11 protein-coding genes are annotated in these 14,559 nt (G+C 71.9%); 9 read left to right on the top strand and 2 right to left on the bottom strand.

All coding sequences use genetic code 11. The annotated features are described in order from the left end of the window. On the top strand, nt 1-883 hold an 883-nt coding region (locus tag AB0B89_RS26785; protein WP_358558357.1), incomplete at its 5' end, for a glycosyltransferase family 4 protein. A gap of 49 nt (nt 884-932) precedes the next feature. Here the strand turns inward: AB0B89_RS26785 and AB0B89_RS26780 are convergent. Then, nucleotides 933-5,180 carry a HAMP domain-containing protein gene (locus AB0B89_RS26780; protein WP_358558355.1) on the bottom strand — a complete coding sequence of 1,416 codons (4,248 nt, stop codon included), beginning with the start codon at nt 5,178-5,180 and terminating at the stop codon, nt 933-935. A gap of 147 nt (nt 5,181-5,327) precedes the next feature. Then, nucleotides 5,328-7,124 (bottom strand): long-chain fatty acid--CoA ligase, encoded by a 1,797-nt coding sequence (locus AB0B89_RS26775; protein ID WP_358558353.1) that lies wholly within the window; start codon nt 7,122-7,124, stop codon nt 5,328-5,330. Nucleotides 7,125-7,345: 221 nt separating this feature from the next. Here AB0B89_RS26775 and AB0B89_RS26770 point away from each other — a divergent pair, with 221 nt between their 5' ends. The 8 genes from AB0B89_RS26770 to AB0B89_RS26735 all read left to right on the top strand — a co-directional run. Continuing rightward, nucleotides 7,346-8,113, top strand: a complete 768-nt coding sequence (locus AB0B89_RS26770; RefSeq protein ID WP_358558351.1) for a metallophosphoesterase — start codon at nt 7,346-7,348, stop codon at nt 8,111-8,113. Nucleotides 8,114-8,182: 69 nt separating this feature from the next. Continuing rightward, on the top strand, nt 8,183-8,620 hold the full coding sequence (locus AB0B89_RS26765; protein ID WP_358558349.1) for an SRPBCC family protein: 438 nt from the start codon (nt 8,183-8,185) through the stop codon (nt 8,618-8,620). Then, entirely contained in the window at nt 8,617-9,801 is a 1,185-nt protein-coding gene (locus tag AB0B89_RS26760) for an ArsA family ATPase (protein WP_358558347.1), read from the top strand. The genes AB0B89_RS26765 and AB0B89_RS26760 overlap by 4 nt, the downstream gene beginning before the upstream one ends. Continuing rightward, nucleotides 9,801-10,409: a hypothetical protein gene (locus AB0B89_RS26755; protein ID WP_358558345.1), complete on the top strand. Its 609-nt coding sequence runs from the start codon at nt 9,801-9,803 to the stop codon at nt 10,407-10,409. Before AB0B89_RS26760 ends, AB0B89_RS26755 begins: the two co-directional genes overlap by 1 nt. A gap of 35 nt (nt 10,410-10,444) precedes the next feature. Continuing rightward, on the top strand, nt 10,445-11,389 hold the full coding sequence (locus tag AB0B89_RS26750) for an ROK family glucokinase (RefSeq protein ID WP_358558343.1): 945 nt from the start codon (nt 10,445-10,447) through the stop codon (nt 11,387-11,389). 37 nt (nt 11,390-11,426) lie between these two features. After that, complete coding sequence (locus AB0B89_RS26745; protein WP_358558341.1) at nt 11,427-12,119, top strand: endonuclease/exonuclease/phosphatase family protein; 693 nt, start codon at nt 11,427-11,429, stop codon at nt 12,117-12,119. 115 nt (nt 12,120-12,234) lie between these two features. Continuing rightward, on the top strand, nt 12,235-13,464 hold the full coding sequence (locus tag AB0B89_RS26740; protein WP_358558339.1) for a hypothetical protein: 1,230 nt from the start codon (nt 12,235-12,237) through the stop codon (nt 13,462-13,464). 149 nt (nt 13,465-13,613) lie between these two features. Next, nucleotides 13,614-14,559, top strand: a 946-nt coding sequence (locus AB0B89_RS26735; RefSeq protein ID WP_358558337.1) for a GH25 family lysozyme, incomplete at its 3' end; no start/stop codon positions are given.

Below are 14,559 nucleotides of genomic sequence, written 5' to 3'. Positions count from 1 at the left end.
GCTCGGCATCCTGGCGCCCGCGATGCGCGCGGCGGGGGCGCGGCGGGTGGTCATGCTGACCCACGGCCACGAGGCCGCCTGGGCGGGTGTGCCCGTCGCACGGGGCCTGCTCGCGAGGATCGGCGCGCACGCGGACGTGATCACCTACCTCGGCGACTACACCCGCGAGAGGCTGGCGCGGGTGATGCCGCCCGAGAGGCTCGTACGGCTCGCGCCCGGCGTGGACACCGGGGTCTTCCACCGGGGAGCGGGCGGCGCGGAGGTGCGGGCGTCGCTGGGGATCGGCGACCGGCCCGTCGTGGTGTGCGTCTCGCGCCTGGTCCCGCGCAAGGGGCAGGACACGCTCGTACGCTGCTGGCCGGCGGTGCTCGCAGAGGCGCCGGACGCCGTGCTGCTGCTGGTCGGCGGCGGGCCGTCACGCGCCGCCCTCGAACAGGCGATCAGCTCGGGCGGGCTGAGCGACTCGGTCATCGTGACGGGGTCGGTGCCGTGGAACCGCCTGCCCGCCTACTACGACGCCGGAGACGTGTTCGCCATGCCGTGCCGCACGAGGCTGGGAGGACTCGACGTGGAGGGCCTCGGCATCGTGTACCTGGAGGCGTCGGCGACCGGGCTGCCGGTCGTGGCGGGGGCCTCGGGCGGCGCGCCCGACGCGGTCCGCGAGGGCGAGACGGGCGTGGTGGTGGACGGCGAGGATCCGGCGGCCGTGGCGTCGGCCCTGACGGCCCTGCTGAAGGACCCGGTCCGCGCCCGCGAGATGGGCGAGCGGGGCCGGGCGTGGATCGAGCGGGAATGGCGCTGGGACCTGGTGGCCGAGCGGTTCGCCGAGGTGCTGGCCGACCCCGGCCTCACCGGCGCCGGCTCGGCCGAGGGCCTCGGATGACCTCTCAGCCGACCGCTCGGCTTGGCCGGTCACCGGCCCGGCGCGGGTCTCACAGCTCCAGCCAGCGCTGCATGCGGTCGATGAGCTCCTCGGCGTCCACGGGCTTGGTGACGTAGTCGCTGGCCCCCGAGGAGAGGGTCTTCTCGCGGTCGCCGTGCATGGCCTTGGCGGTGACCGCGATGATCGGCAGGTTGGCGAAGCGCGGCATCTCGCGGATCGCGGCCGTCGCGGCGTACCCATCCATCTCGGGCATCATGATGTCCATCAGCACGAGGTCGACGTCGTCGTTGCGCATGAGCACCTCGATGCCCTTGCGGCCGTTCTCGGCGTAGAGCACCTGCATGCCGTGGAGCTCAAGGATGTTGGTCAGCGCGAAGACGTTGCGCACGTCGTCGTCGATCACCAGCACCTTGCGGCCGAGGAGGCCGCTGTCGACCTTCTCGACGGCGCGCGCCACCTCGTCGGGGCTCGCCTGGACCAGGGGCAGGACGTCCCCCGGCCCCTTCGCCGACAGGTGGAGCGTGATGCGCTCGCGCAGCTCGTCGAGGCTGGGCAGGCGCTCCAGCGGCTGGGTGCGCGAGCGGCCCTGCAGCAGGTTCTCCTGGGGGCGGGTGAGCTTGCGGGTGTGGTGGGCGAGCACGGGCAGCGAGCGCAGGGCGACGTCCTCGTCGAGCCTGCGCAGGAACTCCGCCGCCGCGTCGTGGGGCATGCCGAGGTCGAGCACGATGCAGTGGTAGCCGTCGCGGGCCAGCGCGGCGAGCGCGCTCTCGGGGTCGCTGGCGGTGGTCACCCGCACGGGCCCGTGGGTCTCGGACAGGTCGCTCACGACGCTCTGCGCCAGCAGGGACAGCAGCCCGTTCGGCCTGGACTCCACGACGAGCAGGCGGCGGCCCTCCTCATCGCCGCCCGGCTCCGCCGAGGCGGGCACCGGCGGCTCCACCGCCTCGGAGGGAGCCGCGTCGAAGTGATGGGCGCCGTAGCGCGTCGCCGGGACGGCCGCAGGGGCGGGGTCCTCGGAGAAGTGGGTCATCGGCAGGTAGAGGCTGAAGGTGCTGCCCTCGCCGAGGGTGCTCACCGCGCGGATCTCGCCGTTGAACAGCGTGGCGATCTCGCGGCTGATGGACAGGCCGAGGCCGGTGCCGCCGTACTTGCGGCTCGTGGTGCCGTCGGCCTGCTGGAAGGCGTCGAAGATCTGCGAGAGGTTCTCCTCGGCGATGCCGATGCCGGTGTCCACGACGTGGAAGGCGAGGGCCTGCTGCCTCGGACCGGCCGGAAGGTCCATCTCGCCGGCCCGCTCGACGTGGAGCTGGACCGAGCCCGCCTCGGTGAACTTCACCGCGTTGGACAGCAGGTTGCGCAGCACCTGGCGGAGCCGCTGCTCGTCCATCAGGAGCTGGGTCGGGACGTCGGAGCCGACCCTGACGTCGAACCGCAGCCCCTTCTCGGTGGTCAGCGGCCGGAACGTCGCCTCGACGTAGTCGAGGAGCTGGCGGATGTGGAACGGCTCCAGGGTGAGGTCCATCTTGCCGGCCTCGATCTTGGACAGGTCGAGGATGTCGTTGATGAGCTGGAGCAGGTCGGTGCCCGCCGAGTGGATGACGTTGGCGTACTCCACCTGCTTGGCGGTGAGGTTGCGAGCGGGGTTCTGCGCGAGGAGCTGGGCCAGGATCAGCAGCGAGTTGAGCGGGGTGCGCAGCTCGTGGCTCATGTTGGCCAGGAACTCGCTCTTGTACTTCGAGGCGAGCGCGAGCTGCTGGGCGCGGTCCTCCAGCTCCTGGCGGGCCTGCTCGATCTCGCTGTTCTTGGTCTCGATGTCGCGGTTCTGCTGGGCCAGCAGCTCGGCCTTCTCCTCCAGCTCGGCGTTGGACCGCTGGAGCTCCTCCTGGCCGACCTGCAGCTCGGTCGCGAGGCGCTGCGACTCGGTCAGCAGGGCGTCGGTGCGGGCGTTGGCGACGATCGTGTTGACGTTGACGCCGATGGTCTCGACGAGCTGCTCCAGGAAGTCACGGTGGGTCTGCGTGAACCTGTTGAGGCTGGCCAGCTCGATGACGCCGAGGACCTGGTCCTCCACCACGACGGGGAGCACGATCAGGTTGACCGGGCCCGCCTGGCCGAGGCTGGAGGAGATCGTGAGGTACCCCGGGGGGACGTCCTCGACCAGGATGGTGCGCTTGGCCAGCGCGGCCTGGCCGACCAGCGAGTCGCCGAGGGCGTAGCGGCGGGACACCTCCTGGTGGCCGTAGCTGCCGACCACCAGCAGCTCGGTGGCGCTCGGGGTCTCCTCGGCGAGCAGGAAGGTGCCGTGCTGGGCGGAGACCAGGGGCGCCAGCTCGTTCATGACCAGCTCGGCGACGACGGCGAGGTCGCGGTGGCCCTGCATGAGCCCGGAGATGCGGGCCAGGTTGGTCTTCAGCCAGTCTTGCTCCTGGTTCGCCCTCGTGGTCTCCCTGAGCGACTTCACCATGGAGTTGATGTTGTCCTTGAGCTCGGCCACCTCGCCGGAGGCGTCGACGGTGATCGAGCGCGTGAGGTCGCCTGAGGTCACCGCGCTGGTCACCTCGGCGATGGCGCGCACCTGCCGGGTGAGGTTGCCCGCCAGTTCGTTGACGTTCTCGGTGAGCCGCTTCCAGGTGCCGGAGACGCCCTCGACCTCCGCCTGGCCGCCGAGCCTGCCCTCGCTGCCGACCTCGCGGGCGACGCGGGTGACCTCGGCCGCGAACGAGGAGAGCTGGTCGACCATGGTGTTGATCGTGGTCTTCAGCTCCAGGATCTCGCCCCGGGCGTCGACGTCGATCTTCTTGGTCAGGTCGCCCTGGGCGACGGCCGTGGTGACCTGGGCGATGTTGCGGACCTGGCTGGTGAGGTTGTTCGCCATGGAGTTGACGTTGTCGGTGAGGTCCTTCCAGGTGCCGGCGACGTTCGGCACGCGGGCCTGGCCGCCGAGCTGGCCCTCGGTGCCGACCTCGCGGGCCACGCGGGTGACCTCGTCGGCGAAGGCGCTCAGCGTCTCGACCATCGTGTTGATCGTCTGCGCCAGCGCGGCCACCTCGCCCTTGGCCTCGACCGTGATCTTCTGGGAGAGGTCGCCCCTGGCCACCGCGGTCGCCACCTGGGCGATCGACCGCACCTGGCTGGTCAGGTTGGAGCCCATGACGTTGACGTTGTCGGTGAGGTCCTTCCAGGTGCCCGACACGCCCCGTACGGTCGCCTGGCCGCCCAGGTTGCCCTCGGTGCCGACCTCGCGCGCGACGCGGGTGACCTCGTCGGCGAACGCCGAGAGCTGGTCGACCATCGTGTTGATGGTCTCCTTCAGCTCCAGGATCTCACCGCGCGCGTCCACCCGGATCTTCTGCGACAGGTCGCCCTTGGCGACCGCCGTGGTGACCTCGGCGATGCTGCGGACCTGGGCCGTGAGGTTGTCGGCCATGACGTTCACCGACTCGGTGAGCGCTTTCCAGGTGCCGGAGACGCCCTTCACGTCGGCCTGGCCGCCGAGGCGGCCCTCGGTGCCGACCTCGCGCGCGACGCGGGTGACCTCGTCGGCGAAGGAGGAGAGCTGGTCGACCATCGTGTTGAGCGTGTTCTTGAGCTCCAGGATCTCGCCGCGCGCCGAGACGGTGATCTTCTGGGACAGGTCGCCGCGCGCGACGGCCGTGGCGACCTGCGAGATGTTACGGACCTGGTCGGTGAGGTTGCCGGCCATGGAGTTCACCGAGTCGGTCAGGTCGCGCCAGGTGCCCGCGACCTCGGTGACCTGCGCCTGGCCGCCCAGCCGCCCGTCGGTGCCGACCTCGCGGGCGACGCGGGTGACCTCGTCGGCGAAGGAGGAGAGCTGGTCGACCATCGTGTTGATGGTGTTCTTGAGCTCCAGGATCTCGCCGCGCGCCGAGACGGTGATCTTCTGGGACAGGTCGCCCTTGGCGACCGCCGTGGTGACCTGGGCGATGCTGCGGACCTGGTCGGTGAGGTTGCCCGCCATGGCGTTCACCGAGTCGGTGAGGTCCTTCCAGGTGCCGGAGACGCCGGGCACCTCGGCCTGGCCGCCGAGCTGGCCCTCGGTGCCGACCTCGCGGGCCACGCGGGTCACCTCGGAGGTGAACAGCGAGAGCTGGTCGACCATGCCGTTGAAGACGGTCGCGATCTCCTTGTAGAGCCCGTCGCCGTCCTCGGGCAGGCGGGTGCCGAAGTCCCCGTCACGGACCGCGGTGAGCCCCGCCAGCAGCTGCCGCAGGTCGACCTCGGGCCCGCCCGCGCTCCGGGTCGAGCGGCCGCGCTTCGTGCTTACGCTCTCAACCATGTCCACCCTTTTGGGATCCGCGCCAACATCTCGCCAAGCCATCGTATAGACGGGTGCCCAGGAGCGACGACAGCCGGAGCGAACCTGCCGGCGGCCGGCGCGAGGCGGATCAGCCCGGCGTCACGCCGCGACCACGCCGTACGGAGTTCAGCCGTAGAGTGCGTCGATGTCCTTGGCGAAGTCGCGGGCGACCAGGTTGCGCTTGACCTTCAGCGACGGGGTGAGGTGGCCGCTCTCCTCGGTGAAGTCGGTCTCCAGGATGACGAACTTCTTCACCTGCTCGGCCTTGGAGACCTGCGTGTTCGCGTCGTCCACGGCGGCCTGGACGGCGGCGACCACGGCCGGGTCGGAGGTGAGCTCGGCGAGCGAGGCGCCGGACCTGCCGTTGGCGTCCTTCCACTGGTCGAGGGCCTCGGGGTCCAGCGTGACCATGGCCGCGACGAACGGCCGGTCGTCGCCGACCACCATGGCCTGGCTGACCAGGGGGTGGGCGCGGATGCGGTCCTCCAGGGGCGCGGGCGCGACGTTCTTGCCCGCGGCGGTGACGATGAGCTCCTTCTTCCTGCCGGTGATCCGCAGGTAGCCGTCCTTGTCGAGCTCGCCGACGTCGCCGGTGTGGAACCAGCCGGCGGCGTCGACGGCCTCCGCGGTGGCCTGCTCGTTGTTCCAGTAGCCGTCGAAGACGTGGCGGCCCTTGACCAGCACCTCGCCGTCGTCGGCGACGCCGATCGTCACTCCGGGGAGCGGCTTGCCGACGGTGCCGATCTTGTTGGCGCCGGGGATGTTCACGGTCGAGGGGGCGGAGGTCTCTGTCAGCCCCCAGCCCTCGTAGACCTCGATGCCCGCGCCCCTGAAGAAGTCACCGAGCCGCTCGCCGAGGGCCGAGCCACCGGAGACGGCCGCGTTGAGCCGGCCGCCGGTGGCCGCGCGCAGCTTGGCGTACACGAGCTTGTCGAACAGGGCGCGCCTGAGCCGCAGGCCGAGCCCGGCGCCGCCGGAGCCCTCGGCGCGGCTCCACGCGATCGCGGTGTCCACCGCGCGGTGGAAGATCTTGCTCTTGAGCCCTCCTCCGGCGGAGGCCTTCTGCTCGGCGGCGTTGTAGACCTTCTCGAACACGCGCGGCACGCCGAGCAGGAACGTCGGTTTGAACGCCTGGAGGTCGGGGGCGACGTTCTTCATGTTGGGGGTGTGCGCGAGGACGGTGCCGGTCTCGATCAGGACGATCTCGATGAGGCGGGCGAAGCTGTGGGCCAGCGGCAGGAACAGCAGCGCGGCCCGGCCGTCGACCTCGAAGAGCGCCTCCAGCGGCCCCCTGGCGACGTTTTGCGCGGTGAACAGCAGGTTGTCGTGGGTGAGGCGGCAGCCCTTGGGACGGCCCGTCGTGCCCGAGGTGTAGATGATCGTGGCGAGGTCGGGGCCGCCGCGCGAGAGGCGGCGCTCCTTGAGCGTCTCCTCGGGCACGCCGGCGCCGCGCGCGGTCAGCTCGGCGAACCCGCCGCCCTCGATGCGCCAGACCGCGGTGCCCTCGGCGTCGGCGATCGCCTGCCTCACCGTCCGCTCGTGGGACTCGGTCTCGACGATCACGCACTTCGCGCCGCTGTCGGAGACGATCCAGCTCACCTGGTCGGCCGAGGAGGTCTCGTAGATGGGGACGCCCACCGCGCCCGCCGCCCAGATGGCGTAGTCGGCGACCGTCCACTCGTAGCGGGTGCGCGACATGAGCGCCACCCGGTCGCCCGGCTCGACGCCCGCGTCGATCAGGCCCCTGGCCACGCCGGCGACCTGGTCGCGGAACTCGGCGGCGGTGACCGGCGTCCAGGCGTCGCCGGACTTGACGCTGATCACCACGGCGCCGGGCTCCTGGTCGCCGCGCCTGAACACGGTGTCGGCGCAGTTGGCGGATGCCGGTACGTCCACCAGCACGGGAACGCTGTACTCGCGCACGGTCACTCCTCTGGGTGCACGCAGGAAGGCCTTCTCTCACCGAAGGCTTCCTGGACGCTATCGCGTCGTGTTACGCGGGGATAGTCCGTCACTCACCGTTCACAGGCGCCGGTTCACGCTATCAGGGCCGTCCGGCGGGACGGCGCGCCCGGGCCGGGGCGTGTCGCCTCTTGACAGGCAAGCGCTAGGTTGGGTATGCGGCGGGTATTACGATGTCCGTCATGCGGGTCCATGTCATCAGTGACGTCCACGGGCGCGCGGACGCCCTCTCCCGTGCGGGAGAGGGCGCCGACGTGCTCATCTGCCTGGGTGACCTGATCCTCTTCGTCGACTACCACGACCATTCGCAGGGCATCTTCGGCGAGCTGTTCGGCGAGGAGCGGGCGGCGGAGTTCATCGGGCTGCGCACGGCCGGCCGCTTCGAGGAGGCGCGGAGCATGTCCGCCGCGCTGTGGTCCTCGCTCGGCGGCGAGCCGCGCGAGCACATCGAACGGGCCGTCCGCGAGCAGTACGGGCGCATCTTCGCCGCCATGCCCACGCCCGCCTACCTCACCTACGGCAACGTCGACCTGCCCGGCCTGTGGGGCGACTACCTCAGGGACGGCCACCACGTGCTCGACGGCCAGACCGCCGAGATCGGCGGGCTCACCTTCGGGTTCGTGGGAGGCGGCCTGCGCACCCGCTACCGCACCCCCAACGAGGTCGACGACGAGGAGTTCGCCCGCAAGGTGGAGGCGGTCGGCGCCGTCGACGTGCTGTGCTGCCACATCCCGCCCGCCGTCCCCGGCCTGCTGTACGACGTGGTGGCGCGGCGGTTCGAGCGGGGGAGCCAGGCGACGCTGGAGGCGATCAAGGCCACCCAGCCCCGCTACGCCCTGTTCGGCCACGTACACCAGCCGCTGGCCGCGCGCACCCGCATCGGCCGCACCGAATGCGTCAACGTCGGCCATTTCCGTGGCCGGGGCAGCCCCTTCGCCCTCGACCTCTGAGCCCACGCGACTTCGCCGATCGGCCGCGCGGACGTTCGCTCGGCAACGGTGAACGAGTACGGTAAGCCCATGGCTGATCGCACCACGTCCAGCATCACGATCGGCGCCGACCCGTCGGCCATCACGGCGGTCATCGCCGACTTCGCCACCTACCCCGAGTGGGCCGGTCAGGTGAGGTCCGCGGAGGTCCTGTCCGTGGGCGACGACGGGCGCCCGGCGACCGTGCGGTTCGCCCTCGACGCCGGGGTGATCAGCGACGAGTACACGCTGGCCTACCGCTGGCGCGGCGACGAGGCCGTCGACTGGGACATCGCCGAGCCCGGCAAGATGGTCTCCGCGCTCACCGGCAGCTACCGCCTCGCGGGCACGGGCGGGCGCACCGAGGTGACCTACGAGCTGGCCGTGGACCTCAAGGTCCCCATGATCGGCATGATCAAGCGCAAGGCCGAGAAGGTCATCGTCGACACCGCGCTCAAGGGTCTCAAGAAGCGCGTCGAGGGCCGATGAGCGCCGGGACCCCGAGGATCCTGCTCTTCACCGGCAAGGGGGGAGTGGGCAAGACCACCGTCGCCGCGGCCACCGCCACGCTCGCCGCCCGCCGTGGGCTCAAGACGCTCGTGGTCTCCACCGACACCGCCCACTCCCTCGCCGACGCCCTCGGCGTCCCCGGCTCCGGCGAGCCCGCCGAGGCGGCTCCCGGCCTCTACCTCCAGCAGGTCGACACCCAGCGCGCGCTGGAGCGCCACTGGGGCGACCTCCAGGAGTACGCCAGAGGCCTGCTGGCCGAGCTGGGCCTCGACGAGGTCACCTCCGAGGAGCTCACGGTGCTGCCGGGCGCCGAGGAGGTCATCGCCCTGCTGGAGCTGCGCGAGCAGGTGCGCACCGGCCGGTGGGACGTCGTCGTGGTCGACTGCGCCCCGACCGCCGAGACGCTCCGCCTGCTCGCCCTCCCCGAGGCCCTCGACTGGCACGTCAGCCGCCTGCTGCCTGCCGGGCGCAAGCTGATGCGGGCGCTGGCCCCGGTGATCCGCCACGTCGCCCGCCTCAGCGTCCCCGAGGACGGCGTGGTGAGCGCGGGCGAGCGACTGCACGCCGGGCTCATGGGTGTGCGTGAGCTTCTGACCGGCGACAACGCCTCCGTGCGGCTCGTGCTCACCCCCGAGGCGGTCGTGGTGGCCGAGGCCCGCCGCACCTTCACCTCCCTGAGCCTGTACGGCTACCGCGTCGACGCCGTCGTCGCCAACCGGGTGTTCCCCGGCGGCGGTTCCGACGAGTGGCGGCGCGGCTGGGTCGAGGCCCAGTCGAGGCACCTGGCGGCGGTCGGGGAGTCCTTCGCGCCGCTGCCCGTCCACAGGGTGCCCTACCTCCCCGCCGAGCCGGTCGGGCCCGAGGCCCTGGCCGCGCTGGCGGAGGAGCTGTACGGCACGGCCGACCCGTTCGCGCCGCCCACCGGCGAGGCCCCGCTGACCATCCGGTCCGAGGGAGAGGTCCACGAGCTGACCCTCGCCCTGCCGCTCGCGGACAAGAGCGAGGTCGACCTGGCGAGGAAGGGCGACGAGCTGATCGTCACCGCGGGCTCGTACCGCAGGGTCCTCGCGCTGCCCGCCGCGCTCGCCCGCAGATCGGTTCGCGACGCGGCGCTCCGCGACGGCCGCCTCCGGGTACGGTTCGAGGCAGGAGGGGCCTGATGACCGAAACGAACGACACCGACGGCGCCCAGCCCGGCAACGGGCGGGAAGACCGGCGCGAGGCCACCGGCGGGGCCGGTGACCGGCGCGACGCCCAGCGGGGCGTCAGCCGCGACGAGTGGCTGAGAGAACACGATCGGCGCGCGGCGGCCGGTGACGAGCGGCCGGGGCGGCGCGACGAACCGCGCGCCCAGGACGACCGTCCCGACCCCCTGAGCTCGATCACCGGCGAGGCGCGGAAGCTCTTCGACTCGCTGCAGCAGCGAGCGGGGCGCGAGCTCGGCAAGGGCATCGTCAAGGGCGGCGTGAGCGGCCTCGGGCAGGGGCTCGGGCAGGCCTTCGGCGGCGCGAGACGCGAAGCCGGAGACGTGTGGAGCGAGGCGGTGGCCGGGCATGACGACGACGAGTACATCTGCCGGGCCTGCCCCGTCTGCAGGCTGAAGGCCGCGCGGCGCGACGCCGGCGGCGACGTCGCCGACCATCTCATCACCGCGGGCGGCGAGCTTTTCGCCGCGTTCCGCCAGGCGGTCGACGCCATGTCGCGCCCCGCCACGCCGAGGCGCCCCGGCGACACGGACACCCGAGTAGAGCACATCGACCTGGGCTGAGAGCCGGGCGGATTCTCGGGGGGAAGGGATGAGAAATGGCGCTGACGATCGGCGTTGACATCGGTGGTACGAAGATCGCCGCCGGGGTCGTGGACGAGGACGGCCACATCGTGGAGAACCTCCTGCGGCCCACGCCCGCGGACAGCCCCGACAAGGTGGCGGACACGATCGCCGAGGCGGTGCTCGATCTCGCGAGCCGCCACGACGTCGAGGCCGTCGGGCTGGGCGCCGCCGGGTTCGTCGATGAGACGCGGTCGATCGTCCGGTTCGCCCCGAACCTCGCCTGGCGTGAGGAACCCCTGCAGAAGAAGGTCGCCGAGCGGGTCAACCTTCCCGTCGTGGTCGAGAACGACGCCAACGCGATGGCCTGGGGCGAATACCGCTTCGGGGCCGGGCGCGGCGAGAGCCACGTCGTGTGCGTGACCGTCGGCACGGGCATCGGCGGCGGCCTGGTCTTCGGCGGCTCGCTGTACCGGGGCCGGTGGGGCATGGGCGCCGAGATGGGCCACATGCAGGTGGTCCCCGGCGGGCGCCTGTGCGGATGCGGCAACCTCGGATGCTGGGAGCAGTACGCCAGCGGCAACGCCCTGGTCCACGAGGCCAGGGTGATCGCCGCCGCCGAGCCCGACCGCGCCGGCCGCATGCTGGAGCTCGCCGGAGGCTCGGTGTCCGACATCGAGGGCGAGCACGTCACCGAGGCCGCCCGCGAGGGCGACGCCGCGGCCCTGGCCGCCTTCACGAGCATCGCCGAGTGGCTCGGCCACGGCATGGCCGACCTCGCCGCCGTGCTCGACCCGGGCTGTTTCATCCTGGGCGGGGGGGTCTCCCGGGCCGCCGACCTGTGGATCGACCAGGCGCGCACGTCCTTCCTGCGCGCGCTGACCGCCCGCGAGCACCGGCCGCACGCCGACATCCGCCCGGCCGAGCTCGGACCGGCCGCCGGCCTGGTGGGCGCGGCCGATCTCGCCAGGCACCCCTGACGAGCGGCCCGAGACCGGGAACGGGCGCTGAAGCTCCATGGTGATCCGCGTCGGCACCTACAACGTGCGGTCGATGTACGACGACAACGCCGCGCTGGCGCGGGTCATCAGGGCCATGGCGCCGGACGTGCTGTGCGTCCAGGAGGCCCCGCGCCTGCTCCGCTGGCGGAGCAGGCGCGCCGAGCTGGCCCGGTCGTCGGGCCTGCGGGTCGTCGCCGGGCGGCGCTGGGGCGGCGTCGCGGTGCTGGCCGCGCCCGGCACCCGGGTGATCCACGCGGAGGGCCACCTGCTGCGGCCGTTCATGGGGCTGGAGCGGCGCGGGGTCGCCATCGCGGTGGCCGAGTGCGAGGGCGCCAGGATCACCGTCGCGTCCGTCCACCTGGATCTGGTCCCCGGCGCCCGGCTGTGCCACGCGATCGAGATCATGGACCTCGTGGAGGGGGTCGCGGAGCGCTTCGCGGCTCCCATCGTGCTGGCGGGGGACGTCAACGAGCAGGCCGGCGGGGCCGCCTTCGGCTACTTCGCCCGGCGCCTCGCCGACTGCTACCCGCTCGCGCCCCGGGGCGACGGTCTCACGTTCACGGCGAGGGCGCCGGGAAGGCGCCTGGACGTGGTCTTCGCCGCCGCCGGGCTCTCGGTCCTGTCCTGCGGCGGGGTGGACGCCGCCGCCGCCGACCTTCAGGCGGCCACCGACCACCTGCCCGTGGTGGCCGAGCTCCTGGCGGGCTGAGGCCGTCCCTGGGCCGTCGACGGCCGGTCGACGGCCGCGCTGGGTTCAGGTGACCGTTTGGTCAACACTGGGGGACGTGCCACGCGCGGGATGGCAGGACACGTACGATTTGGACATGTCCCGCCGCTTGTCGCGGCGTGCTCTGCCGTTGTGCGTGATGCTGACCGTCGTGCTGACCAGTGCCCTCATCCACGCCACGACCGCAGCGCACGCCCATGCCGACCCGCCTCGTCCAAGTGCCGCCGCGCGCGGCTCGGCGGGCCTGCTCCAGGAGTCGGCGACGGCACGGCTGCAGACCGACGGATCCCTGTCGGACGTGGTGGGACTGTCCAAGTCGAACATCTGGGCGGTCGGGCAGGAGGACGTCTGGGAGGCCTGGCAGAACCGCAGCGTGCTCACCCACTGGGACGGCGGCGCCTGGACCGAGATGGGCATCCGCAACGACGCCTCGAGCGCCGGTCACCTGCGGTCGGTCGCGGCGGCCTCGCCCGGCGAGATCTGGGCGGTCGGCGACGGCCACGACGGCCTGCCGTACGTCGTGCGCGGTGACGGCTCGGCGTTCGACCGGGTCAGCGTGCCGCAGCTCGGCTCGGGCGACTACCTCGGAGGCGTCGCCGCCGTCCCCGGCCGCATGGTCGCCGTGGGCAGCCGGACGAAGAAGGTCCGCGACGAGGTCCGCGGCGTCGAGCAGGAGCGGTTCGCGCTCGTCGCCACCTCCACCGCCAAGGGCTGGACGGCGGTCGAAAGCAAGGTGAAGGGCACCCTGTACGGCGTCGCGCTGACGCGCAAGGGCGACGGGCTGGCGGTCGGGGACGGCGCGACGGGGCCCCTGATCATGCGCCTGTCCGGGAACACGTGGAAGCCGGTGACGGTGCCCTCCATCCAGGGAGGGTTCCTCCGCGACGTCTACATGGACGGGCCGAAGAAGGCGGTCGCCGTGGGAGGCGTCTACCACGACGGAGGGAAGATCGCGCCGCTGATCCTCACGTGGAACGGCAAGCGCTGGAGCCGGGCCTCGGTGCCCGGCCGGTACGCCGAGCTGTACGGGGTCACCGGGGACGGCAAGGGCCACTACTGGGTGTCCGGATTCGACCCCGAGCACGCGAGTGCGGCGTACCTGCTCCGCGGCGGGAGTTCCGGGTGGCGGGTCGTCCGCGGTGCGACCTCCGCCAAGCCGCGCACCATGCGCCTGCAGGCCGTGACGCACGTCGGCGACCTCACGATGGCCGTCGGCCATGTGGTGGACGCCGCCGACCACTACACCGACGTGGTCGAGCGCTTCCAGCCGGACACCTCCAAGAGCGTCGCGACGGTCAAGACGCGAGGCGCTCCGTCGGAGCGTTGAGACCGGTCTGTCCTCGCCGCGGCGGCTCCATGCCGGTGCGGGCGCGGTTGTAGCGAAATAGGAGTGAAGTTGAAGCACGCGGGGTGAGCGTGTCCTCAGCCGGGACGAACCGTCCCCGGCCACGAGGAGCACAGAGAGGCACCCCCCTTATGGACCCCCGCAAGAACCAGCCGTCCCGCCTCGTCGACGAGCCTGTAGCCCTGGCCGCGTCAGGCCGATCCCCGGCCACACGAGCACGCAGGACGCTCGTGCGCGTGGTGACCGCGATCGCCGCCCTCGGCGCCATGATCGTCGCCGGCGCCGTGCCGGCGAGCGCGGCTCCGGCGGGCTACTCCGTGGCCGGCACCGACGTCTCCAACCACGACGGCACGATCAACTGGGGTGACGTCGCGGCCAAGGGCGTGAAGTTCGGCTGGGCGAAAGCCACCGAGGGCCTCGACTTCGTCGACCCGCAATTCAACGCGAACTACCACGGCGCCAAGAACAACGGCGTGTACATCGGGGCGTACGCGTTCGGCCGTCCCGACAAGGGCGTGGGCACGGGCAAAGCTCAGGCCGACTACCTGGTGGACCACGCGCAGTACGTCAACGACGGCAAGACCCTTCCCCTGCAGCTCGACATCGAGTGGCCCTGGTGGACCACGGCCGCTCCGATGTATCCGTGCTACGGGCTGTCCAGCAGCCAGATGGTGACCTGGATCCGCGACTTCGTGAACGAGGTGAAGTCGCGCACCGGCAGGGACGCGGCGATATACACCAACCCCAACTGGTGGAACCAGTGCACGGGCGGCAACGGGTCGTTCTCGGCCAACGCCCTCGAGACGTCCAACTACAGCGGCTCTCCGGGCGCGTTGCCCGCGGGGTGGTCGCGGTTCACAGCCTGGCAGTACGCCGGGTCCTCCAGCAGCCTCCCCGGCTCGCCCACGGTCTTCAACGGCACGCTGAGCGACCTCGCGGCCTTCGCGGGCGGCGGCGGTCTGGGGGTGCTGGAGTACTACTTGTCGGACAGTCTGGATTCCAGTGTCGCGACGCGTCCGGTGATCTATTACGGCAGCAGCCCGCAGATCCCGATCGTGGGTGACTGGAACGGGGACG

This window comes from Sphaerisporangium sp. NPDC049002, assembly GCF_040649355.1.
Classification (GTDB): Bacteria; Actinomycetota; Actinomycetes; order Streptosporangiales; family Streptosporangiaceae; genus Sphaerisporangium.
This window is presented reverse-complemented; position numbering and strand designations above follow the sequence as displayed.